Genomic DNA, 19,922 nt, shown 5'->3' on the forward strand with positions numbered 1-19,922 from the left:
CCGGCGATGTACCTGCAAGACCCGATCTGCCACCGGGCCGGAGCGGCCCGATGATCCCCGTTCGGGGATTGCGCGACCGGCGCGTACTGGTGCTCGGTCTGGGGCGCAGCGGCCTGTCCGCGGCGCGCGCGCTCCGCGAAGGCGGGGCCGAACCGCTCTGCTGGGATGACGGGGCGGAGGCTCGCGACGCGGCAGAGGCTGAAGGGTTCACGATCGCCGACCCGAAACGCGACGCAAGTTGGGACGGTGTGGAGCGGTTGATCCTCTCGCCCGGCATTCCGCATCTCTATCCCGCGCCGCATCCGGCGGTGGAAGCCGCATGGGCGCGCGGGATTGCGGTCGACAATGATATCGGACTTTTCTTCACTTCGGTGGTGACACCGGACTGGGACCAGTTCGACAGCACGCCGAAGATCGTCTGCGTGACCGGATCGAACGGCAAATCCACGACCACGGCGCTCATCTGCCACCTGCTGGAGAGCGCCGGCCGCCGCGCGCAGATGGGCGGGAATATCGGGCGCGGCGTGCTCGACCTCGACCCGCCGGGCGATGGCGAGACGATCGTGCTGGAACTGAGCTCCTACCAGACCGAACTGGCACGCATGTTGCAGCCCGACATTGCGGTCTTCCTGAACCTGTCCGACGACCATCTGGACAGGCATGGCGGGCGCGGGGGCTATTTCGCGGCCAAACGGCGGCTTTTCTCCCAAGGTGTGCCGGAACGCTCTGTCATCGGCGTCGACGAGGTCGAGGGCCGGTTTCTCGCCAACCAGATGCGCGACGGGGCAGGGCAGGCGGCGCCTGTCATCACCCTTTCGACAAAGTCAAAGCTGCAGAAGGACGGCTGGAGCGTCTTTGCCCGCCGCGGGTTTCTGGCGGAATGGCGCAAGGGACGCCAGGTTGCCAATATCGACCTGCGGTCTGTGCCCGGGCTGCCCGGTGCGCACAATCACCAGAATGCCTGCGCGGCCTATGCGGTCTGCCGCGGGCTCGGCCTTGCGCCGCGGGTGATCGAGGCGGGGCTTGCAAGCTATCCGGGCCTGCGCCACCGCTGCCAGATCGTCGGTGTGCGGGACGGTGTGACCTTCGTCAATGACAGCAAGGCCACCAATGCCGATGCCGCGTCCCACGCGCTCGGTGCGTTCGAAAACATCCACTGGATTGCGGGCGGTGTCCCGAAAGAGGGCGGGATAGACAGTCTCAAACCGCTGTTCGGGCGTCTCAAGGGCGCCTATCTGATCGGGGAGGCTGCACCGCAGTTTGCCGAAACGCTGGACGGGGCGCCGCACGAGATCTCGGGCACGCTCGATGCAGCACTCGGTGCGGCGGTGGCAGCGGCGGAACCGGGCGACACGATCCTGCTTGCGCCCGCCTGCGCCAGCTTCGACCAGTTCGCGAGCTTCGAGAAACGCGGAGAACGGTTCGAGGCGCTGGTCGCCGCGCTCGCCGACTGAGGCCCGCGCGCAGCCGGAACCCGCTGATTCGAAATGCTGGCTCTTTGATTCGGTTCGCGCTAGAGTGGCAGCCAGACAAGGCCAGACCCGGACAAACGGGCAGCGCCAAGAGGCAAATGGCCGGTAGGCCGAGGGTTCGTGTGACGAGGGGCAGCTTCGCATGACAGATATGGTGTATGGGGCGCTGGTCGAGGCCGATCAGGGTGAACCGGTCATCCCGCGCTGGTGGCGCACGGTCGACCGCTGGACGCTGGCCGCCATTTTCGGTCTCTTCGCCATCGGAATCCTTCTCGGCATGGCCGCGTCCGTCCCGCTCGCCCAGCGCAACGGGTTGAGCGACTTCTACTATGTCTCGCGGCAGGCGGTGTTCGGCGTGGCCGCGCTCGGCACCATGTGCGTCGTCTCGATGATGTCGCCCCTGATGGTCCGTCGCTATGCGGTGCTGGGCTTCGTCGCGGCCGCGATCGCGGTCGCGCTTCTGCCTTTCCTCGGGACGGATTTCGGCAAGGGGGCGGTGCGCTGGTATTCGCTCGGCTTTGCTTCGGTCCAGCCGTCAGAGTTCCTCAAGCCCGCATTTGTGGTCCTGTCGGCCTGGCTCATGTCCGCGAGCTATGATCTGAGCGGCCCGCCGGGGCGGCTCATCTCCTTCATGCTGGCCGTTCTGATCGCAGCACTTCTGGTGCTGCAGCCCGATTTCGGTCAGGCAACGCTGTTGCTGGCCGTCTGGGGCGTGATGTATTTCATCGCCGGCGCGCCGATGCTGCTGATGGTCGTGCTGGCCGCGGGCGTCATGGGGGCGGGCGTGCTCGCCTATGGTCAGTCGGAGCATTTCGCCCGCCGGATCGACGGGTTCCTGAGCGCCGATGTCGATCCGCGCACGCAGCTTGGCTATGCCACGAACGCGATCCGCGAAGGCGGTTTCTTCGGTGTCGGCGTGGGCGAGGGCAAGGTGAAATGGGTGCTGCCGGACGCGCATACGGATTTCATCATCGCCGTCGCGGCAGAGGAGTTCGGCCTCGTGCTCTGCCTTGCGATCATGGCGCTCTTCGCGACCATCGTGATCCGCTCGCTCCTGCGCCTCCTGCGCGAACGCGACCCGTTCATCCGGCTTGCGGGTGCCGGGCTGGCGGTGATGATCGGGATGCAGGCGCTCATCAATATCGGCGTTGCGGTGCGGGTGCTGCCGGCCAAGGGCATGACCCTGCCTTTCGTCAGCTACGGCGGATCGTCGGTTATTGCGGCCGGGCTGGCGCTCGGGATGCTGCTTGCCTTCACACGCCGCCGTCCGCAGGACGATTTCAGCGACATTCTCGGCCGGGGCAAGTGAATGAGCGCGACGGATGCGAGCCGGACCATGCCGCTTCTGGTGATCGCCGCGGGCGGCACCGGGGGCCACATGTTTCCCGCACAGGCGCTGGCCGAGGAAATGCTTGCCCGCGGCTGGCGGGTGCGGCTGTCCACGGATGCGCGGGGCGCACGTTATGCGGATGGGTTTCCCGAGGCCGTGCCGCGTGACGTGGTGCGCTCGGGCAGTTTCACACAAGGTGGGGTCCTGCGGCGCCTGATGGTGCCCGCGCTCATCCTTGCCGGATCGGTGTCCGCATGGCGGGCGATGCGGCGGGACCGGCCCGCCTGCATTGCCGGGTTTGGCGGCTATCCCGCCATGCCGGCGCTCGTTGCCGGCATGGTGTCGGGCGTGCCGCGGCTCATCCATGAACAGAATGGCGTGCTGGGCCGTGTGAACCGGCTCTTTGCCCGGTCGGTCGACCGCGTCGCCTGCGGCACATGGCCGACGCCGGTGCCTTCCGGCGCTGATGCGGTCTTTACGGGCAATCCGGTGCGCGCAGGTGTGCTGGAGATGCACGGCGCCCATTACCGCCCCCCGGGCAAGACGGTGCTGAACCTGCTCGTGATCGGCGGATCGCAGGGCGCGTCGTCTCTCTCGAACCTCGTGCCCGAAGCCGTCGCGGGGCTGCCCGACGAGATGCGGAGCCGCATGCGGATCAGCCAGCAGGCGCGACCCGCCGACCTCGATGCCGTGCAGGCGCGCTATGAGGAACTCGGCATCGACGCGGATGTACGCACCTTCTTCACCGACGTGCCGCAGCGCCTGTCGGATGCGCAACTCGTCATCTCGCGCGCGGGCGCCTCGTCGGTTGCGGATATCGCGGTGATCGGCCGGCCGAGCATCCTGCTGCCCTATCCGGCCGCGACCGACGATCACCAGACGGCCAATGCGTCCGGCCTTGCCACGGCGGGCGGCGCGGTTGTGCTGCAGGAAGCCGGGCTGACGCCCGAGCGGATCACCGCGGAAATCGCCCGCATATTGGGTGAGCCGGAAGTCGCCATCGCCATGGCGCGCGCCGCAGCCGGCTATGGACGTCCGGAGGCGACTCTGGCATTGGCCGACCTCGTGACGGAAATCTCGAAATCAGGACAGAAGACGTGAACGCAGCGACCCGGCTCCCGCAGGATATCGGCCCCATCCATTTTGTCGGCATCGGCGGCATCGGCATGTCGGGCATTGCCGAGGTGCTCCTCAGCTTCGGCTACAAGGTGCAGGGCAGCGACCTGAAAGCCTCTCCGATCACCCGGCGGCTGGAGGATATGGGCGCGCGGATCTTCATCGGCCAGGCGGAGGAAAATCTCGACGGGGCGGATGTGATCGTCATCTCCTCGGCGATCAAGCCCGGCAATCCGGAACTGGACGGGGCGCGGCGGCGCGGCCTGCCGGTCGTGCGCCGGGCCGAGATGCTGGCCGAACTCATGCGCCTGCGCTCGAACGTGGCCGTGGCCGGCACCCATGGCAAGACGACGACAACGTCCATGGTGGCAGCACTTCTGGATGGCGGCGGGCTCGATCCGACGGTGATCAACGGCGGGATCATCCATGCCTATGGCTCGAACGCGCGCATGGGCGAAGGCGACTGGATGGTGGTCGAGGCCGACGAGAGCGATGGCACGTTCAACAAGCTGCCCGCCACGGTCGCGATCGTGACCAATATCGACCCCGAGCATATGGACCATTACGGGTCTTTCGATGCGCTGCGCGATGCGTTCCACACATTCGTGTCGAACATTCCCTTCTACGGTGTGGCGGTCTGCTGCACCGACCATCCCGAGGTGCAGGCACTGGTCGGCCGGATCGACGACCGCCGCGTCATCACCTATGGCATGAACCAGCAGGCCGACCTGCGCATCCGCAACCTGCGCTACGAGGGCGGCTCGGCGCATTTCGACATCGACCTCCAGCATGAGGACAGCCGGATCGCCGATCTAGTGCTGCCGATGCCGGGCGACCATAACGTGCTGAACGCCGTTGCCGCCGTCGCGGTGGCGCGGCATCTGGGCGTGGGACCGGCCGAGATCCGGGCGGCGCTCGCCGGCTTTGGCGGGGTCAACCGCCGCTTCACCCGCGTGGGCGAAGTGGACGGGGTGACGATCATCGACGATTACGGCCACCATCCGGTGGAAATCGCCGCCGTGCTGAAAGCCGCGCGCCAGGCCACCAAGGGCCGTGTCGTCGCGGTCCACCAGCCGCACCGCTATTCGCGCCTGCACGAACTGTTCGAGGATTTCTGCACCTGTTTCAACGATGCAGATACGGTTGCCATTTCCGAGGTCTATGCCGCGGGCGAAGCACCGATCGAAGGGGCCGACCGCGAACATCTGGTCGAGGGGCTGATCCGGCACGGCCATCGCCGCGCACTGACGCTGGACGATGAGGCCGGTCTTGCCGATTTCGTCCGGGCGGAGACGCAACCGGGCGACCTTCTCGTCTGTCTCGGGGCGGGCACGATTTCCGGCTGGGCGCACGGGTTGCCCGCGCGGCTCACCAAGGGCGCCGCATGATCCTGCGGCTCCTCTTCGTCATTCTGGTGATCGTCACCGCGGCGGCATGGTTTCTCGACAGGCGCGCCTTCCGCGCGACCTTCATCGGGATCGCGCTTGCGCCGGCGGCTGTGTTCATCGGCGCCGCGCTCTACGAAAACTGGGGCGTCGACGATCTGGGCTATCTGTTCTGGAACCTGCTGAAACAGTCGCTGGTCTGGATCGGGCCGGTGCTGGTCTGGGGCGCGCTCCTTGATCGGTTCAAGGCGCGGACCGGCGCCGGGCAGGGGGACGCATGAGCGATCTTCTCGACCGGATGCCGCAGGTCCGCGGGCGGCTCACGCCGTCGCGTGACATGGGGTCGCTCAGCTGGCTGCGGGTCGGCGGCGCCGCGGAAATCCTGTTCCAGCCTGCCGATATCGAGGATTTGCAGAGCTTCATGCGCGGTCTGCCGGCCGATGTGCCGGTCATGCCCGTGGGGGTCTGCTCGAACCTCATCATCCGGGATGGCGGCATTCCGGGCGTCGTGATCCGCCTGGGGCGCGGCTTCAACGGGATCGAGACCGGTCCGGACGGGCGGGTCGTGGCCGGCGCGGCCGCGCTCGATGCCCATGTCGCGCGCAAGGCCGCCGATGCCGGCATCGACCTGACCTTCCTGCGCACCATTCCCGGCGCGATCGGCGGCGCGCTGACGATGAATGCGGGCTGCTACGGTCGCTATGTGGCCGATGTCTGTGTCTCGGCCCGCGCCGTTCTGCGGGACGGGGCGCTGGTGACCCTGTCGGCGGCGCAGTTGCAGTTTGCCTATCGCCAGTCCGTGCTGCCCGACGGCGCCGTGATCGTCGACGCGCTTTTCGATGCCCCCGAAGGCGACCCCGAAGCGCTCCACGCGGCGATGGAAGATGCGCTCGCGCGGCGCGCCGAAACCCAGCCGGTGGACGACCGCAGCTGCGGGTCCACCTTCCGCAATCCGGCCGGCTTTTCCTCAACCGGGCGCGCTGATGATGTGCATGATCTGAAAGCCTGGAAGCTGATTGAGGATGCGGGCCTGCGCGGCGCGCGGCTTGGCGGCGCGCAAATGTCCCCCAAACATGCCAATTTCCTCGTCAACACGGGTGACGCATCTGCCGCAGACCTCGAAAATCTGGGCGAGCTCGTCCGAAAAAAGGTTTTCGAAACAAGCGGAATAGAGCTAGAGTGGGAAATCAAGCGCGTCGGGCGTCCCTAGGGGCGGACACGATGCGACGATAAGCGCCAGACCGTCAAAAGGCGGCAGCGCACAAGAATGAGGCGGGGCATGTCGAGCAGGGCAAACTCCCGCATCGCGGTACTACTTGGCGGTCCTTCGGCCGAGCGTGAGGTGTCTCTCTCCTCCGGCCGGGAATGCGCCGCCGCGTTGCGGCAGGAAGGATATGAGGTGGTCGAGATCGACGCCGGGGCCGATCTGGCCGCGCGTCTGGCCGATGCCGCGCCCGATGTCGTGTTCAATGCCCTTCATGGCCGTTGGGGAGAGGATGGCTGCGTCCAGGGACTTCTGGAGTGGCTGCGCATCCCCTATACCCATTCCGGCGTTCTGGCCTCGGCCCTTGCCATGGACAAGGAAAAGACCAAGGACGTCTATCGCCGCGCGGGCTTGCCGGTGGCCGACAGCCTGCTTTGCGGCAAGGCGGAGGCGATGGCCGCCCACCCGATGCAGCCGCCCTATGTGGTCAAACCCTATAACGAAGGCTCCTCTGTCGGGGTCTATCTGGTGCATGAGAGCGCCAACGGACCGGCGCAGCTGGACGATGCCATGCCCGACACGGTCATGGTCGAGGCCTTTGTGCCGGGGCGCGAGTTGACCACCTCCGTTCTGGGCGACCGGGCGCTCGCCGTCACCGATATCATCACCGACGGCTGGTATGACTATGACGCGAAATATGCGCCGGGCGGCTCGCGCCATGTGGTGCCAGCCGATATCCCGTCGGAGATCACCGGCGCCTGCCTCGATTTCGCGCTGCGCGCGCATCAGGCGCTCGGCTGCCGCGGCCTCAGCCGGACGGATTTCCGCTGGGACGAGGCGCGTGGCCTCGATGGGCTCTATTTGCTGGAGACGAACACCCAGCCCGGCATGACGCCCACCTCGCTCGCCCCCGAACAGGCGCAGGCCTGCGGCATGGATTTCGGCGCGCTTGTGCGCTGGCTGGTGGAGGATGCCTCATGCTCCCGATGAAACAGCGGCACAATCCGGCGCCCTCGCGGCTCAAATACCGGCTGGAGCGGCTCTGGCTTCGCCCGGGCGTGCGCTTCATGGCACTGCGTGGCCTGCCGATGGCGGTCATCGCCTGCGCGGGGCTGCTGCTCTTTTCCGACGCCGAGTTGCGCGCACGCATCGATGCGGCGGTAGCCGACATGCGCGACCAGATTGCCGCCCGCCCCGAGTTGGCCGTCCGGTCGCTGAAGGTCACCGGCGCATCGCCGCGCCTGCTCTTGCGGGTGAAGCAGGTGGCCGATCTCGATCTGCCGGCCAGCTCGCTCGATCTGGATGTGGCGGCGCTGCGGGTCCGCGTGGTCAACCTGCCCGCAGTGGAGGATGCCGACGTGCGGCTGACCACCGGTGGCACGCTGGAGATCGGTATCGTGGAGCGGATCCCGGTTGCCGTCTGGCGCAACGAGGAAGGGCTTTTCCTTGTCGACCGGCACGGGCAGGCGGTCGCGCGGCTGAACCAGCGCACCGACCGGCCCGATCTGCCGCTCATCGTGGGCGAGGCCGCCAATGACATGGTGCCTGAAGCCTTGACCATCATGCGGCTGGCCGAGGGGATCGACGATCGCGTGCGCGGGTTGCAGCGGGTCGGCGCGCGGCGCTGGGATCTGGTGCTCGACCGCAATCAGGTGATCCGGCTGCCCGAGACCGAGCCGGGTCCGGCCCTGAACCGCGTGATGGCCCTGCACCAGGCCGAGGATTTGCTGGAACGGGATGTGCGCGTCGTGGACATGCGCGACGGGGAACGCCCGGTCCTGAGGTTGAGTATCGATGCCGTCGAGGAGCTGCGCCGCCTGCGGACGGAAATGCAAGGAGAGGACGCATGATGTCGAGCCTGTTTCAAGAACAACGCAAGCTGCGCCAGCAGCGGGAAGTCGCGATTCGTCGCGGTGTGGTGGCGGTGCTCGACATCGGGACGACGAAACTGGCCTGCCTGATCCTGCAATTCGTGCCGCCGCCAGCCAACGACGCAGGTGCGGCGGGTGTGAAGATGCCCCATGCCTCCGCATTTCGGGTGATCGGGGTCGGCACCGTCCAGTCGCACGGGGTCGAGTTCGGTGACATCTCTGCCATGGATCAGGCGGAAAACGCGATCCGCAACGCCATCCAGAAGGCCCAGAAGATGGCCGGCCAGCGGGTCGACCATGCGATCGTCTGTTTCTCCGGCGGGACGCCGCGCTCCTACGGGGTGGAAGGCGTGGTCGAGGTCGCCAATGGCGAGGTCGTCGAACAGGATATCGGCAACGTTCTGGCCCATTGCGATATTCCCGATTTCGGGGAAGGGCGCGAGGTGGTGCACGCGCTGCCGGTGAATTTCACGCTCGACCACCGCACTGGCCTGTCGGACCCGCGTGGCCAGATCGGGTCGCAACTGGCCGTCGACATGCATCTGCTGACCGTGGCGGACACGCCGATCCATAACATCATCCAATGCGTCCGCCGCTGCGATCTGGAACTGTCGGGCATCGCGGTCTCCTCCTACACGAGCGGGCTGTCGAGCCTTGTGGAGGACGAGCAGGAGCTTGGCGCGGCCTGCGTCGATCTGGGCGGCGGTGCGACCGGCATTTCGGTCTTCCTGAAACGCCAGCTCATCTATGCCGACGCGGTGCGCCTTGGCGGTGTCCATGTGACCCGTGACCTGAGCGCGGGCCTGCATCTGCGCTACGATATTGCCGAACGGCTGAAGACCATGCATGGCGGGCTCGTGGCCACCGGGCAGGATGATCGCGACGTGATCGAACTGGCCGATCCCAAGGCGCCCCCGACCGACGAGCGCCGCACCATCACGCGGTCCGAACTGATCGGCATCATGCGCCCGCGGATGGAGGAAATCCTCGAAGATGTGCGCGCACGGCTCGATGCGGCCGGGTTCGACAGCCTGCCGTCGCAGCGGATCGTGCTGACCGGCGGCGGCAGCCAGACCCCGGGGCTGGAAACGCTCGCGCAGCACATTCTTGGCCGCCAGGTGCGGATCGGGCGTCCGATGCGCGTGCATGGGCTGCCGCAACTCGCAACCGGGCCGGGCTTTGCCTCTGCCGTGGGCCTCGCGCTGCACATTTCCAATCCGCAGGATGAATGCTGGGATTTCGATATTCCCGCCGACCGGATGGGCGCCCAGCGGATCCGCCGCGCCGTGCGCTGGTTCCGCGACAATTGGTGATCCGGACGATGCAGTAGACGGCGCTGTCCGCGCGCCCGTCCCGCGGGCGCGGTGATCCCGATTCCGACGTCTAGTGGCCTTACCGGCAGGTTCCCGCCGATGTCGCGGTGCACCACAAAATATTGTGGATTGCGCCCAAATACTCCGTGACCGGTCCGGACCTTTCCGCTATCGTTAGGAATCAAGGTATTGGGGGCCAATAACTGCACGAAAGCGGCAGAGGCAGCAGACAGACAGGCGGACATCACATGACATTGAATCTTCGGGAACCCGAAACGCATGATCTGAAACCGCGCATCACCGTGTTCGGCGTGGGCGGGGCGGGCGGCAATGCCGTCAACAACATGATCGAGAAACAGTTGGAAGGCGCGGAATTCGTCGTTGCCAACACCGACAGCCAGGCGCTGCAGCAGTCGCTGGCACAGTCCCGGCTCCAGCTTGGCGCGCAGGTGACCGAAGGGCTCGGCGCCGGTGCACGGCCCGAGGTTGGCGCCGCCGCAGCCGAGGAAAGCATCGAACAGATTGTCGACCATCTGGCCGGCGCGCATATGTGTTTCATCACCGCCGGCATGGGCGGCGGCACCGGGACCGGAGCGGCCCCGATCATTGCCAAGGCGGCGCGCGAAATGGGCGTACTGACCGTGGGCGTCGTGACCAAGCCCTTCCAGTTCGAGGGCGGCCGCCGCATGCGGCAGGCCGAGGAAGGGGTGGAGGCGCTCCAGTCCGTCGTCGACACGCTCATCATCATCCCCAATCAGAACCTGTTCCGCCTCGCCAACGAGAAGACGACCTTCACCGAAGCCTTCTCGATGGCCGATGACGTGCTCTATCAGGGCGTCAAAGGCGTGACCGACCTGATGGTCCGCCCCGGCATCATCAACCTCGATTTCGCCGATGTCCGGTCCGTGATGGACGAAATGGGCAAGGCGATGATGGGCACGGGCGAAGCCACGGGCGAGGATCGCGCGGTTCAGGCGGCCGAGAAGGCGATTGCCAACCCGCTGCTCGACGAGATCAGCCTGAAAGGCGCCAAGGGCGTCCTCATCAACATCACCGGCGGCGAGGACCTGACCCTCTTCGAACTGGACGAAGCGGCGAACCGCATCCGCTCCGAGGTCGATCCGGACGCCAACATCATCGTGGGCTCCACCCTCGACAACAGCTCGGACGGCGTACTGCGCGTGTCCGTGGTGGCAACCGGCATCGACGTGATGGAGGGGCAGGAGACCCCGTCGGCCAGCCGCAAGAGCTTCGCCGCGACCCGCCAGCCCGAAGCACCTGCCATGGTCGAGGAAGCAGCGGCGCCCGCGCCGGAACCGGCACCTGCTCCGGCAGCCGCGCCGGTGGTGGCTCAGGCCCCCGCACCGCAGCCGGAAGAAACCGCGGCCGATGACGTGGAGGCCGTGTCGGCTGAACTGTTCGGCCAGCCGCAGCCCGAGCCGGCCCCCGCGCCGGTCGCAGCCGAGCCGCGCCGTCCCTTCGGCGCACCGGCCATTCCGAACGGCGGCGGCCAGCCTTCGCCGGAGACGATCGCCCGGCTTCAGGCGGCGATCAACAAGACCCCCGAAGCCCAGCAGGCACCGGCCGCGGCCCAGCCTGCACCGGTGGAGAAACCGGCCCGTTTCGGCGGTCTCAACACGCTGATCAGCCGCATGGCCGGCCATGACGACCACGCGCAGCCGGCGCCCGAGCGCCGTGCGCCGCCGGTGCAGTCGCACCCGTCCGACGACATGGCGCAGGAAGAACGTGATCGCGCGGAAATCCCGGCATTCCTGCGGCGGCAGGCGAATTAACCGAAGAATTTCAATTCTTTGGTCGAAGGGCGCGGTTCCCACCCCGCGCCCTTTTCTTTTGCGCGGCAACCGCCGGTGCGGAACTGTAGCAATCGGTCACAAAGCTTGAATTGAGTTCACAAGGGTGCGCCCCTAGGTAGAGGGTCAGGTTAACGCCCGATGGGGATCGGGCTCATTCTTCGAGGTTGACGTGACCACTGCTCAGACGACCCTTCGTGATGATGTGAAACTGGTGGGGACCGGTCTGCATTCCGGTCGGCCCGTGCACCTGACCGTGCGCCCGGCGCCTTCCGGTCACGGGATCGTCTTCGACCGGATCGACCTCGACGGGGACAGCCGCATCAAGGCTGTCTATGACGCGGTAGACGACACGCGGCTTTGCACGCGGATTGCCAATTCCAGCGGCGCGACCGTTTCCACCATCGAACATCTGATGGCCGCCTTTGCCGGCTGCGGCATCCACAATGCGCTTGTCGAACTGGACGGGCCGGAAGTGCCGATCCTCGACGGGTCGTCGGCCAAATTCGTGCGCGCCTTCCTTGCGGCCGGCGTCGTGGAACTCGACGCGCCGCTGAAAGTGCTGCGCATCCTGAAACCCGTGCGGTTCGAGAAGGGCGATGTCTGGGCCGAACTGACGCCGGGCAATGAGCTGTCCATCGATTTCGCCATCGATTTCGAGGATGCGGCCATCGGGTCCCAGTCGCTGCACCAGAACATGGCCAACGGCGCCTTCGTTCGGGAATTGAGCGATTGCCGCACCTTCTGCCGCCGCGCCGATATCGAGTTCATGCGCGCAAACGGTCTGGCGCTCGGCGGCGGGCTGGAGAATGCCATCGTCGTGGACGGACCGACCGTGCTCAACCCCGAAGGGTTCCGCCGCAGCGACGAATGCGTGCGCCACAAGATGCTGGACGCTCTTGGCGACCTCTATCTGGCCGGTGCGCCGATCCTTGGCGCCTACCGCTCGGAGAAGGGCGGCCACGCCACCACCAACCTGCTTCTGCGCCAGCTGTTCGCGACGCCGGATGCCTGGGAACTGGTGGACTGTCCGGCCGGTTTTGCGCATCTGCTGCCCGGCGCCGACATTACCGCACGCGACCTGCGCGCGGTCGGCTGAGGCAAGCCGTTCACAGACCGGTAAAATCGCGCCCGAATCCCTTTTTACCGCCCGAGGTTTCATGCTAACTGAGTGGGCTGCCGCAGGGCGGTGACAGGATTTGCAACCGAGGGCATGCATGCGGATTTGGCGACACGCGACGACCGGGCTTCTTCTGGCTTCGGCGCTGGCATTGTCCGCGTGCAACAGCAACGAGGTCTCGCAGGAGGCGCTCGAAGCCTCCTCGGCGGAGGAAATCTTCACCCTTGGCGAAGCGCAACTGGCGTCCGGCAACGCCGCAGATGCGGCCTTCTCCTTTTCCGAGGTGGAGCGGCTTTTCCCCTATTCTCAATGGTCGAAGCGCGCGGTCATGATGTCCGCCTTCTCCTACCATGAGGCCGGGCTCTACGAGGAATCGCGCGCGGCCGCGCAGCGCTATATCGATTTCTACCCAGCAGATGAGGATGCGGCTTACGCGCAATATCTGCTGGCGCTCAGCTATTACGACCAGATCGTCGATGTCGGCCGTGATCAGGGCAACACGTTCCGCGCTCTGCAGGAATTGCGCACTGTCATCGAACGCTATCCCGACAGCGACTATGCCAAGAGCGCGGAGCTGAAATTCGATCTTGCGCTCAACCATCTCGCCGGCAAGGAGATGGAGATCGGGCGCTACTACCTCAAGCGGGGCCACTATTCGGCCGCGATCAACCGGTTCCGTTCGGTGGTTGAGGATTACCAGACCACCGCACAGACGCCCGAGGCGCTGCACCGTCTTGTCGAAGCCTATCTGTCGCTCGGCCTGACGCGGGAAGCCGAAACTGCAGGTGCCGTGCTCGGCTACAATTACGAAGGCTCGGTCTGGTATCAGGACAGCTATGCGCTTCTGACCCGCAACGGCCTGCGCCCGCAGGACAGCAGCGACGGCTGGCTGTCGAGCATCTACCGTCAGGTCGTGCGCGGCGAATGGAAATAGGCCGGCGCGGAAGGACCATGCCCCCATGCTCCTGAGCCTCAGTGTTCGCGATATCCTGCTGATCGACCGGTTGGACCTCGATTTCGCACCGGGACTGAACACGCTGACCGGCGAGACCGGTGCAGGGAAATCCATTCTTCTTGATTGTCTGGGCTTTGTGCTCGGCCAGCGCGGGCGCGCCGAACTGGTGCGCAGCGGTGCCGAGCGGGGCGAGGTGACGGCGGAATTCTCTCTCTCGCCCAGCCATCCGGCGCGTGCGCTGCTGGAAGAAGCCGGTTTCGACCCTGATGACACGCTCCTCATCCGCCGGGTGAACGGCGCGGACGGCCGGAAACGGGCCTTCATCAACGATGCGCCCGCAAGCGGTCCGCTGTTGCGGCAGTTGGGCGAAACGCTCGTCGAGATTCACGGGCAGCAGGATGATCGCGGGCTCCTGAACCCGCGCGGCCATCGCGACCTGCTCGATGCCTATGGGGGACTGGGGGCCAAGGTCGAGGCCGCGCGCACGGCCTGGCGTGCGCTGGCGGAGGCGAAGAAGACCCGCGACACGGAAGCCGCGGCGATTGCCGCGGCACAGGCGGATGAGGATTACCTGCGGCACACGGCCCGTGAACTGGCCGAGTTCGACCCGCAACCGGGCGAGGAAGAGGAACTGGACCGCAACCGCGCGCTGATGAAAGCCGCCGACCGGATCCGGGAGGATGTCTCCCGCGCGGAACAGGCGCTCGGGCGCGAGGGGGCAGAGGGCCAGATGCATGACGCGCTGCGCTGGCTCGACGCGATTGCGGGCGATGCGGCCGGCGCGCTTGACGAGCCGATGGCGGCCCTCACGCGGGCGCTGACCGAACTGGGAGAGGCACAAGCCGGCATCGAGGCGATGCTGGGCGGTCTCGACGCCGATCCGCTGGCGCTGGAACGGCTGGAGGACCGGCTCTTCACGCTGCGCGGTCTGGCGCGCAAGCACAATGTGCTGGCCGACGAGTTGCCGGCGCTGAACAACACGCTGCAGGCGCGCCTGTCGGCGGTGGAGGAGAGCGGCACCACGCTCGCCGCGCTCGATGCGGCGGTCGAGGATGCTACGGCGGCTTATACGGTCGCGGCCACCGCCCTGACGGAGGCGCGGCAGAAGGCGGCCGCGAAACTCGACCGCGCTGTGGCGCGCGAACTGGCGCCCCTGAAGCTCGACAAGGCGCGGTTCGAGACCAGGATCACACCGATCGAGGACGGGCAGTCCGGGCAGGCGGGGCAGGATCAGGTGGTGTTCACCGTGGCGACCAACCCCGGCGCGCCGGCCGGCGCGCTCAACCAGATCGCTTCAGGCGGGGAACTGTCGCGCTTCCTGCTGGCGCTCAAGGCCTGCCTGACCGCCCGCCAACCCGACCAGACCCTGATCTTCGACGAGATCGACCGCGGCGTTGGCGGCGCGACGGCCGATGCGGTGGGCCGCAAACTCGCGGCACTGGCCGAGGGCGGGCAGGTGCTCGTCGTCACCCACAGCCCGCAGGTGGCGGCGCGGGCCGGCCACCATTGGCGGGTCGCCAAGACCACGAAGGCGGGGCAGACCCTGACCGCGGTGACGACGCTCGGGGCAGAAGCGCGGGTCGATGAAATCGCCCGCATGCTGGCCGGCGAGACGATCACGGATGCCGCCCGCGCCGCGGCACGCGAATTGCTCGGGGCCGGTGCAACTGTGACTTGACCCGAACCGCCGCCCGCTCGCAGACTGGCCTCAGGATCTGCAATCGGACGAGGAGAGGGGCTTCCATGACGAGAGTGGGATCACGCACGGGCGCAAGGGTGCGTGCCGGCGGGTTGGCAGCCGGGCTGGTTCTGGCCGCGCTGGCCGGACCGGCTTTGGCCGGGGTTGCCGTCACATACGAGACCGGTGGCCGCAATGTTTTTTCCGTCGAGGTGCCGGATAATTGGGTCGCCGCCGTAGGCGGCACCCGGGCTGCGGCACCCGACGGGTCGGGCATGACCGACGTGCCGCGCGTGCTGGGGCTGACGCCCGAGACCGACCCGCGCGTCTGGGTCGGCTTCTATGTGCCGCCCGGCGTGCCGAACCTCGTGGCCGCGCGGGAGTTTCTCAAGTCGCTCGACGGCTATCTGGTGGAGGACCCGCAGGTGTCGCCGCGCAGCACAACGCGCGTCGGCGGCCGTCCGGCCGAAATGTTCCGCGGCACCGGCACGCGGGAGGGCAAGCCCGTGACCTTCACCATCGCCACCGTCCAGATGTCCGGCAACCGGGTCGTCGTGGCGGCCTTCATTGGCGAAGAGGGCGCGCGCGGGATCTACACGGATGAACTCAACAGCATTGTCCGGTCCTTCCGGGCGATCCAGTGAGGGAGGCGCAGATGACCCGCAAACCGATCCGCCTTGCCCTTGCGGCCGCCAGCCTCGGGGGGCTTATGCTCTTAGCCGGATGCACCGACGGGACGGGCTATGCCTCTGTCGGGGTGTCGACGGGCTATTATCCCTACTATCCCTATCGCGGCTCGATCTATCATCACGGCTACTATCGCCCGCCGCCGGGGCGCCCGCCGACGGTTGGCCCGCCGCCGAAGCCCAAGCCGCCGCCACGCCCGAAACCGCCACCGCGGCCGAAACCGCCGGTGCGCCCCACGCCCTTGCCAGCGCCGATCAAGCAGCCGCGCTAGGCTCAATCTTCCGGTTTGAAGGCTGGAGCGCGGGTCGCCTGCCGACCCGTGCTGCCCGTCAGTTCAGGGCGACGAGTTTGCCGGGGTTCAGGATATTGTCGGGGTCGAGCGCGCGTTTGATTTCGCTCATCACCGACCAGGCCTCTCCATGCTCCTGCTGCATGTAGCCGAGCTTGCCGATGCCCACCCCATGTTCGCCCGTCACCGTGCCGCCCATGTCGAGCGCACGCAGGCTGAGACGGTGCAGCAAGTCCTTGGCCGCGCGCTTCTCTGCCTCCGCCCCCGGGGTCAGAAGGAAGGTGCAGTGGAAGTTGCCGTCGCCCACATGGCCGAGCATCGGCCCGAGCAGCCCGCTCGCCTCGATATCGGCGCGGGTCTCGGTCACGGCCTCGGCGAGACGGGAGATCGGCACACAGATATCCGTCGCGATCGCGTCGCTTTCGGGCTTGAGGGACTTCTGGGCGTAGAACGCATTGTGCCGCATTTTCCAAAGCGCCGTGCGCTCCTCGGCCTTGGTGGACCAGCGGAAGTCGCCGCCGCCATGGCTGCGGACGATCTCGCCCACTGTCTCGGCCTGTTCGCGCACCGCGTTTTCCGACCCGTGAAACTCCAGGAACAGATGCGGCCGTTCCGGCAGGTCCGCCTTGGCATAGATGTTGAAGGCCCGCGCCGTCAGTTCGTCGACAAACTCGATCCGCGCGACCGGAATGGCCATCTGGATCGTCTCGATCACCGTGTCGACGGCGGCACTGATATCGGGAAAGTCGCAGATCGCGGCCGAAATGGCCTCCGGCTGACCCTGCAGGCGCAGCGTCATTTCAGTGATGATGCCAAGCGTGCCTTCGGAGCCGATCATCAGGTGGGTCAGGTCGTAACCGGCCGAGCTCTTGCGGGCCCGCGACCCTGTCCGGATGATCCGCCCGTCGGCCAGCACCACCTCCATCGACAGGACATTTTCGCGCATCGTGCCGTAGCGCACCGCCGTGGTGCCCGAGGCCCGCGTCGCGGCCATCCCGCCGAGCGAGGCATTGGCGCCGGGATCGACCGGAAAGAACAGACCCGTGGCGCGCAACTCCGCGTTCAGGTCCTCGCGCGTGACACCGGGTTGCACGACCACGTCCATATCTTCCGGGTGAATCGCCAGAACCCGGTTCATGCGCATCATGTCGAGGCTGACGCCGCCGCGTACGGGCACGGCATGGGCCTCCAGCGAAGTGCCGGTGCCCCAGGCGATGATCGGGCAGCCATGATCGGCGCAGATGCGCACGATGCGGCTGACCTCTTCCGTGGACTCTGGGAAGGCGACCGCATCCGCGGGGCGGTCGGGGAAATGGGTTTCGCTCCGGCCGTGGAATTCGCGGTCGGCCCGGCTGGTGCTGATCCGGTCCCCCAGCGCATCCTTCAGCGCGGCGATAGCGGTTTCGATTGTCATGGCATGCTCCGAAAACTCGCCGTAGCCTAAGGGGCGGAACGGGCGAGGGAAAGGCGAATATGGCGGAGCCAATCGGCGGGCATGACGGGCCTTATGACGCACCTGTGCGGATCGGTCCGAGACGGGTCGCGCGGGACTGGATCGACTATAACGGCCACATGAACGTGACCTATTACACGCAGGCCTTCGATGATGCGGTGGACGTGTTTCTGGCGCGCGAACTGGGGGTCGGCCCCGACTATGTCGCAGCTCAGGGGCAGGGACCCTATGCGCTCCAGTCCCATATGCATTATCTGGGTGAACTGCTGGAAGGCGCATCCTTTACGGTCGCGGTGCGTCTCCTCGATGCCGATGCCAAGCGCCTGCACCTGTTCATGGAACTGGTTGCGGATGAAACAGGCGACATCTCAGCCACTTGTGAGCAGGTGCTGATGAATGTCGACTTGACCCTCCGCCGCTCGACCGCGTATCCCGAAAAGGTGCAAAGCCGCTTCCGGCGGATGCGCGACAATCACCGGAACCTGCCCGCGGTGGCGCAACAGGGCGCACCGATCGGCATCCGGCGGTGAGGCAAGGGGACCCATGATCGACCGGCTCAAGCTGAAGGCCCGGCGGCTCTGGCGCCGCAGCCGCCGCGATCTGTCCGACGCATGGGCCACGCTGCGCCAGAACGGCCCCGGCGAGGTGCAATTCTGGATCATCGCGCTGATCGTCGGCATCGCGGCCGGCACGGCGGCGCTGGCGTTCCGCGAGGCGATCATCTGGCTGCAGGCCACTATCTATGGCGAGAGCGATTTCCGCCTTGCCAGTTTCGCGAGCGAACTCCCCTGGTTCCGCGTGCTCATCATTCCGATCATTGGCGGTCTGGTCGTCGGCCTCATCTTGTGGAAATTCACGCCCGACGGGCGTATCCGCTCGCTCGCCCATGTGATCGAGGGCGCCGCGATGCGCAACGGCCGGGTGGAGAAACGCGCAGGCCTCGCCTCGGCGCTCGCCTCGCTGATCACGCTATCTACCGGTGGATCGACGGGGCGGGAGGGGCCGGTCGTCCATATCGGCGCGGTGATTTCAAGCTGGGTGTCCAACAAGATCCGGGCCGACGGCGTCACCGCGCGGGACCTGATGGGCTGCGCCGCCGCAGCCGCCGTATCCGCGAGCTTCAATGCCCCGATCGCCGGGGCAATTTTCGCCATGGAAGTGGTCCTGCGCCATTTCGCCATGCACGCGTTCGCGCCCATCGTCATCGCCTCGGTCTCCGGCACGGTCATCTCGCGGCTCTATTCGGGCAATGTGCCGGAATTCACGCTGCCCTCGCACACACTTGCCTTCTATGTCGAACTGCCGGCCTTCCTGATCCTTGGGATCATCTGCGGGCTGGTTGCGGTGGTGATGATGCGCACGATCTTCGTGGCCGAACGGCTGGGGGACCGGATGCAGGCCGCGACCCGCATGCCCACCTGGGCCCGCCCGGCTGTTGCCGGTGCGATGCTGGGGCTGATCGCCATCTTCTTCCCCCATATCATCGGCGTCGGCTACGAGACGACGAACATGGCGCTTTCAGGTGACCTGCTCTTCTGGAATGCGGTCGTCTTTGCGATCGTCAAGGTGATCGCCGTGGCCATCACCATGGCCGGGCGCATGGGCGGCGGGATCTTTTCGCCGTCGCTCATGATGGGGGCGCTCACGGGCATCGCCTTCGGCTGGGTCGCCACGGCCATCTTCCCGACCGTATCGGGTGCGCATACGCTCTATGCGCTGGCCGGTATGGGGGCGCTGGCCGCGGCCGTGCTCGGCGCGCCCATTTCCACCATCCTGATCGTGTTCGAGATGACAGGCGACTGGCAGGCGGGGATCGCTGTCATGGCCTCCGTGTCGCTCGCGACCGCATTTTCGAGCCGGCTCGTCGACCGCTCCTTCTTCCTGACCCAATTGGAACAGCGCGACATCCATCTGGCGGCTGGTCCGCAAGAATATCTGCTGGCCACGATCCATGTCGGCGCGGTGATGCGCCCGCGCGGGGTGGAGAACGGCGCGTCGGACACGCAAAGCTGGGAACTCGTGGATCAGGGCGTGACCCTCGCGCCCGGCGACACGCTGGAAACCGCGATGCCGCTCTTCCAGAAACTCGGAATGGATTTCATTCCGGTGACGCGCCCGGGCGCAGAAGGGGAGGCGCCCGACCTGATCGGTGCGCTTTTCCTTGTCGATGCGTTGCGGTCCTACAACAGGGCGCTGGCCGAATGCGCGGCGGAGGAACATTCCTGACGCCGCGCGGGC

At 66.7% G+C, this 19,922-nt stretch carries 18 protein-coding genes; 17 read left to right on the forward strand and 1 reads right to left on the reverse strand.

The annotated features are described in order from the left end of the window. Positions 1–50: 50 nt before the first annotated feature. The 15 genes from murD (at position 51) to GSH16_RS08245 (ending at position 16,213) form a co-directional block, all read left to right on the forward strand. Positions 51–1,454, forward strand: a complete 1,404-nt coding sequence (gene murD / locus GSH16_RS08175) for a UDP-N-acetylmuramoyl-L-alanine--D-glutamate ligase (protein ID WP_160853890.1) — start codon at positions 51–53, stop codon at positions 1,452–1,454. Between the two features lie 160 nt (positions 1,455–1,614). Then, a complete protein-coding gene (locus GSH16_RS08180; RefSeq protein WP_160853892.1) occupies positions 1,615–2,781 on the forward strand; it encodes a peptidoglycan glycosyltransferase FtsW in 1,167 nt (388 codons plus the stop codon). Beyond that, the gene (locus GSH16_RS08185; protein WP_235913083.1) at positions 2,782–3,903 is read left to right on the forward strand and encodes a UDP-N-acetylglucosamine--N-acetylmuramyl-(pentapeptide) pyrophosphoryl-undecaprenol N-acetylglucosamine transferase; all 1,122 of its coding nucleotides are present in this window, start codon (positions 2,782–2,784) and stop codon (positions 3,901–3,903) included. Then, the gene (gene murC / locus GSH16_RS08190; protein WP_160853894.1) at positions 3,900–5,306 is read left to right on the forward strand and encodes a UDP-N-acetylmuramate--L-alanine ligase; all 1,407 of its coding nucleotides are present in this window, start codon (positions 3,900–3,902) and stop codon (positions 5,304–5,306) included. Before GSH16_RS08185 ends, murC begins: the two co-directional genes overlap by 4 nt. After that, on the forward strand, positions 5,303–5,584 hold the full coding sequence (locus tag GSH16_RS08195; protein WP_160853896.1) for a hypothetical protein: 282 nt from the start codon (positions 5,303–5,305) through the stop codon (positions 5,582–5,584). Before murC ends, GSH16_RS08195 begins: the two co-directional genes overlap by 4 nt. Further along, on the forward strand, positions 5,581–6,513 hold the full coding sequence (gene murB / locus GSH16_RS08200) for a UDP-N-acetylmuramate dehydrogenase (protein ID WP_160853898.1): 933 nt from the start codon (positions 5,581–5,583) through the stop codon (positions 6,511–6,513). Before GSH16_RS08195 ends, murB begins: the two co-directional genes overlap by 4 nt. Positions 6,514–6,582: 69 nt before the next feature. Further along, positions 6,583–7,497: a D-alanine--D-alanine ligase gene (locus GSH16_RS08205; RefSeq protein ID WP_235913085.1), complete on the forward strand. Its 915-nt coding sequence runs from the start codon at positions 6,583–6,585 to the stop codon at positions 7,495–7,497. After that, complete coding sequence (locus GSH16_RS08210) at positions 7,485–8,357, forward strand: cell division protein FtsQ/DivIB (RefSeq protein WP_160853900.1); 873 nt, start codon at positions 7,485–7,487, stop codon at positions 8,355–8,357. The genes GSH16_RS08205 and GSH16_RS08210 overlap by 13 nt, the downstream gene beginning before the upstream one ends. After that, entirely contained in the window at positions 8,357–9,691 is a 1,335-nt protein-coding gene (ftsA, locus tag GSH16_RS08215) for a cell division protein FtsA (RefSeq protein ID WP_160855132.1), read from the forward strand. Before GSH16_RS08210 ends, ftsA begins: the two co-directional genes overlap by 1 nt. Positions 9,692–9,939: 248 nt before the next feature. Then, positions 9,940–11,484 (forward strand): cell division protein FtsZ, encoded by a 1,545-nt coding sequence (gene ftsZ, locus GSH16_RS08220; RefSeq protein WP_160853902.1) that lies wholly within the window; start codon positions 9,940–9,942, stop codon positions 11,482–11,484. A gap of 190 nt (positions 11,485–11,674) precedes the next feature. Then, on the forward strand, positions 11,675–12,601 hold the full coding sequence (gene lpxC, locus GSH16_RS08225; protein ID WP_160853904.1) for a UDP-3-O-acyl-N-acetylglucosamine deacetylase: 927 nt from the start codon (positions 11,675–11,677) through the stop codon (positions 12,599–12,601). 118 nt (positions 12,602–12,719) lie between these two features. After that, positions 12,720–13,556, forward strand: a complete 837-nt coding sequence (locus tag GSH16_RS08230) for an outer membrane protein assembly factor BamD (RefSeq protein ID WP_160853906.1) — start codon at positions 12,720–12,722, stop codon at positions 13,554–13,556. Between the two features lie 25 nt (positions 13,557–13,581). Then, on the forward strand, positions 13,582–15,255 hold the full coding sequence (gene recN / locus GSH16_RS08235; protein WP_160853908.1) for a DNA repair protein RecN: 1,674 nt from the start codon (positions 13,582–13,584) through the stop codon (positions 15,253–15,255). A gap of 65 nt (positions 15,256–15,320) precedes the next feature. Next, positions 15,321–15,899 (forward strand): hypothetical protein, encoded by a 579-nt coding sequence (locus tag GSH16_RS08240; RefSeq protein ID WP_160853910.1) that lies wholly within the window; start codon positions 15,321–15,323, stop codon positions 15,897–15,899. A gap of 11 nt (positions 15,900–15,910) precedes the next feature. Beyond that, positions 15,911–16,213: a hypothetical protein gene (locus tag GSH16_RS08245; protein WP_160853912.1), complete on the forward strand. Its 303-nt coding sequence runs from the start codon at positions 15,911–15,913 to the stop codon at positions 16,211–16,213. A gap of 58 nt (positions 16,214–16,271) precedes the next feature. On the opposite strand, the gene GSH16_RS08250 is transcribed toward GSH16_RS08245, so the two are convergent. Then, entirely contained in the window at positions 16,272–17,645 is a 1,374-nt protein-coding gene (locus GSH16_RS08250) for an FAD-binding oxidoreductase (RefSeq protein ID WP_160853914.1), read from the reverse strand. Between the two features lie 59 nt (positions 17,646–17,704). Here GSH16_RS08250 and GSH16_RS08255 point away from each other — a divergent pair, with 59 nt between their 5' ends. Together GSH16_RS08255 and GSH16_RS08260 are read left to right on the forward strand one after the other, a co-directional pair. Continuing rightward, the gene (locus GSH16_RS08255; protein WP_160853916.1) at positions 17,705–18,214 is read left to right on the forward strand and encodes a thioesterase family protein; all 510 of its coding nucleotides are present in this window, start codon (positions 17,705–17,707) and stop codon (positions 18,212–18,214) included. 13 nt (positions 18,215–18,227) lie between these two features. Beyond that, positions 18,228–19,910, forward strand: coding sequence for a chloride channel protein (locus GSH16_RS08260; RefSeq protein ID WP_160853918.1), 1,683 nt, complete (start codon positions 18,228–18,230; stop codon positions 19,908–19,910). Positions 19,911–19,922: the final 12 nt, after the last annotated feature.

The sequence above is a fragment of the Oceanomicrobium pacificus genome (assembly GCF_009833495.1).
In the GTDB taxonomy this organism is placed as follows: Bacteria; Pseudomonadota; Alphaproteobacteria; order Rhodobacterales; family Rhodobacteraceae; genus Oceanomicrobium; species Oceanomicrobium pacificus.

What these genes read in the sequence shown, in the direction of transcription:
- GSH16_RS08210 (WP_160853900.1), top strand. Translation starts at nt 7,485, where the DNA reads ATGCTCCCGATGAAACAGCGGCACAATCCGGCGCCCTCGCGGCTCAAA.
- GSH16_RS08205 (WP_235913085.1), top strand. Translation starts at nt 6,583, where the DNA reads ATGTCGAGCAGGGCAAACTCCCGCATCGCGGTACTACTTGGCGGTCCT.
- murD (WP_160853890.1), top strand. Translation starts at nt 51, where the DNA reads ATGATCCCCGTTCGGGGATTGCGCGACCGGCGCGTACTGGTGCTCGGT.
- GSH16_RS08195 (WP_160853896.1), top strand. Translation starts at nt 5,303, where the DNA reads ATGATCCTGCGGCTCCTCTTCGTCATTCTGGTGATCGTCACCGCGGCG.
- murB (WP_160853898.1), top strand. Translation starts at nt 5,581, where the DNA reads ATGAGCGATCTTCTCGACCGGATGCCGCAGGTCCGCGGGCGGCTCACG.
- GSH16_RS08240 (WP_160853910.1), top strand. Translation starts at nt 15,321, where the DNA reads ATGACGAGAGTGGGATCACGCACGGGCGCAAGGGTGCGTGCCGGCGGG.
- GSH16_RS08255 (WP_160853916.1), top strand. Translation starts at nt 17,705, where the DNA reads ATGGCGGAGCCAATCGGCGGGCATGACGGGCCTTATGACGCACCTGTG.
- recN (WP_160853908.1), top strand. Translation starts at nt 13,582, where the DNA reads ATGCTCCTGAGCCTCAGTGTTCGCGATATCCTGCTGATCGACCGGTTG.
- GSH16_RS08185 (WP_235913083.1), top strand. Translation starts at nt 2,782, where the DNA reads ATGAGCGCGACGGATGCGAGCCGGACCATGCCGCTTCTGGTGATCGCC.
- GSH16_RS08230 (WP_160853906.1), top strand. Translation starts at nt 12,720, where the DNA reads ATGCGGATTTGGCGACACGCGACGACCGGGCTTCTTCTGGCTTCGGCG.
- GSH16_RS08250 (WP_160853914.1), bottom strand. Translation starts at nt 17,645, where the DNA reads ATGACAATCGAAACCGCTATCGCCGCGCTGAAGGATGCGCTGGGGGAC.
- GSH16_RS08180 (WP_160853892.1), top strand. Translation starts at nt 1,615, where the DNA reads ATGACAGATATGGTGTATGGGGCGCTGGTCGAGGCCGATCAGGGTGAA.
- GSH16_RS08260 (WP_160853918.1), top strand. Translation starts at nt 18,228, where the DNA reads ATGATCGACCGGCTCAAGCTGAAGGCCCGGCGGCTCTGGCGCCGCAGC.
- ftsA (WP_160855132.1), top strand. Translation starts at nt 8,357, where the DNA reads ATGTCGAGCCTGTTTCAAGAACAACGCAAGCTGCGCCAGCAGCGGGAA.
- ftsZ (WP_160853902.1), top strand. Translation starts at nt 9,940, where the DNA reads ATGACATTGAATCTTCGGGAACCCGAAACGCATGATCTGAAACCGCGC.
- GSH16_RS08245 (WP_160853912.1), top strand. Translation starts at nt 15,911, where the DNA reads ATGACCCGCAAACCGATCCGCCTTGCCCTTGCGGCCGCCAGCCTCGGG.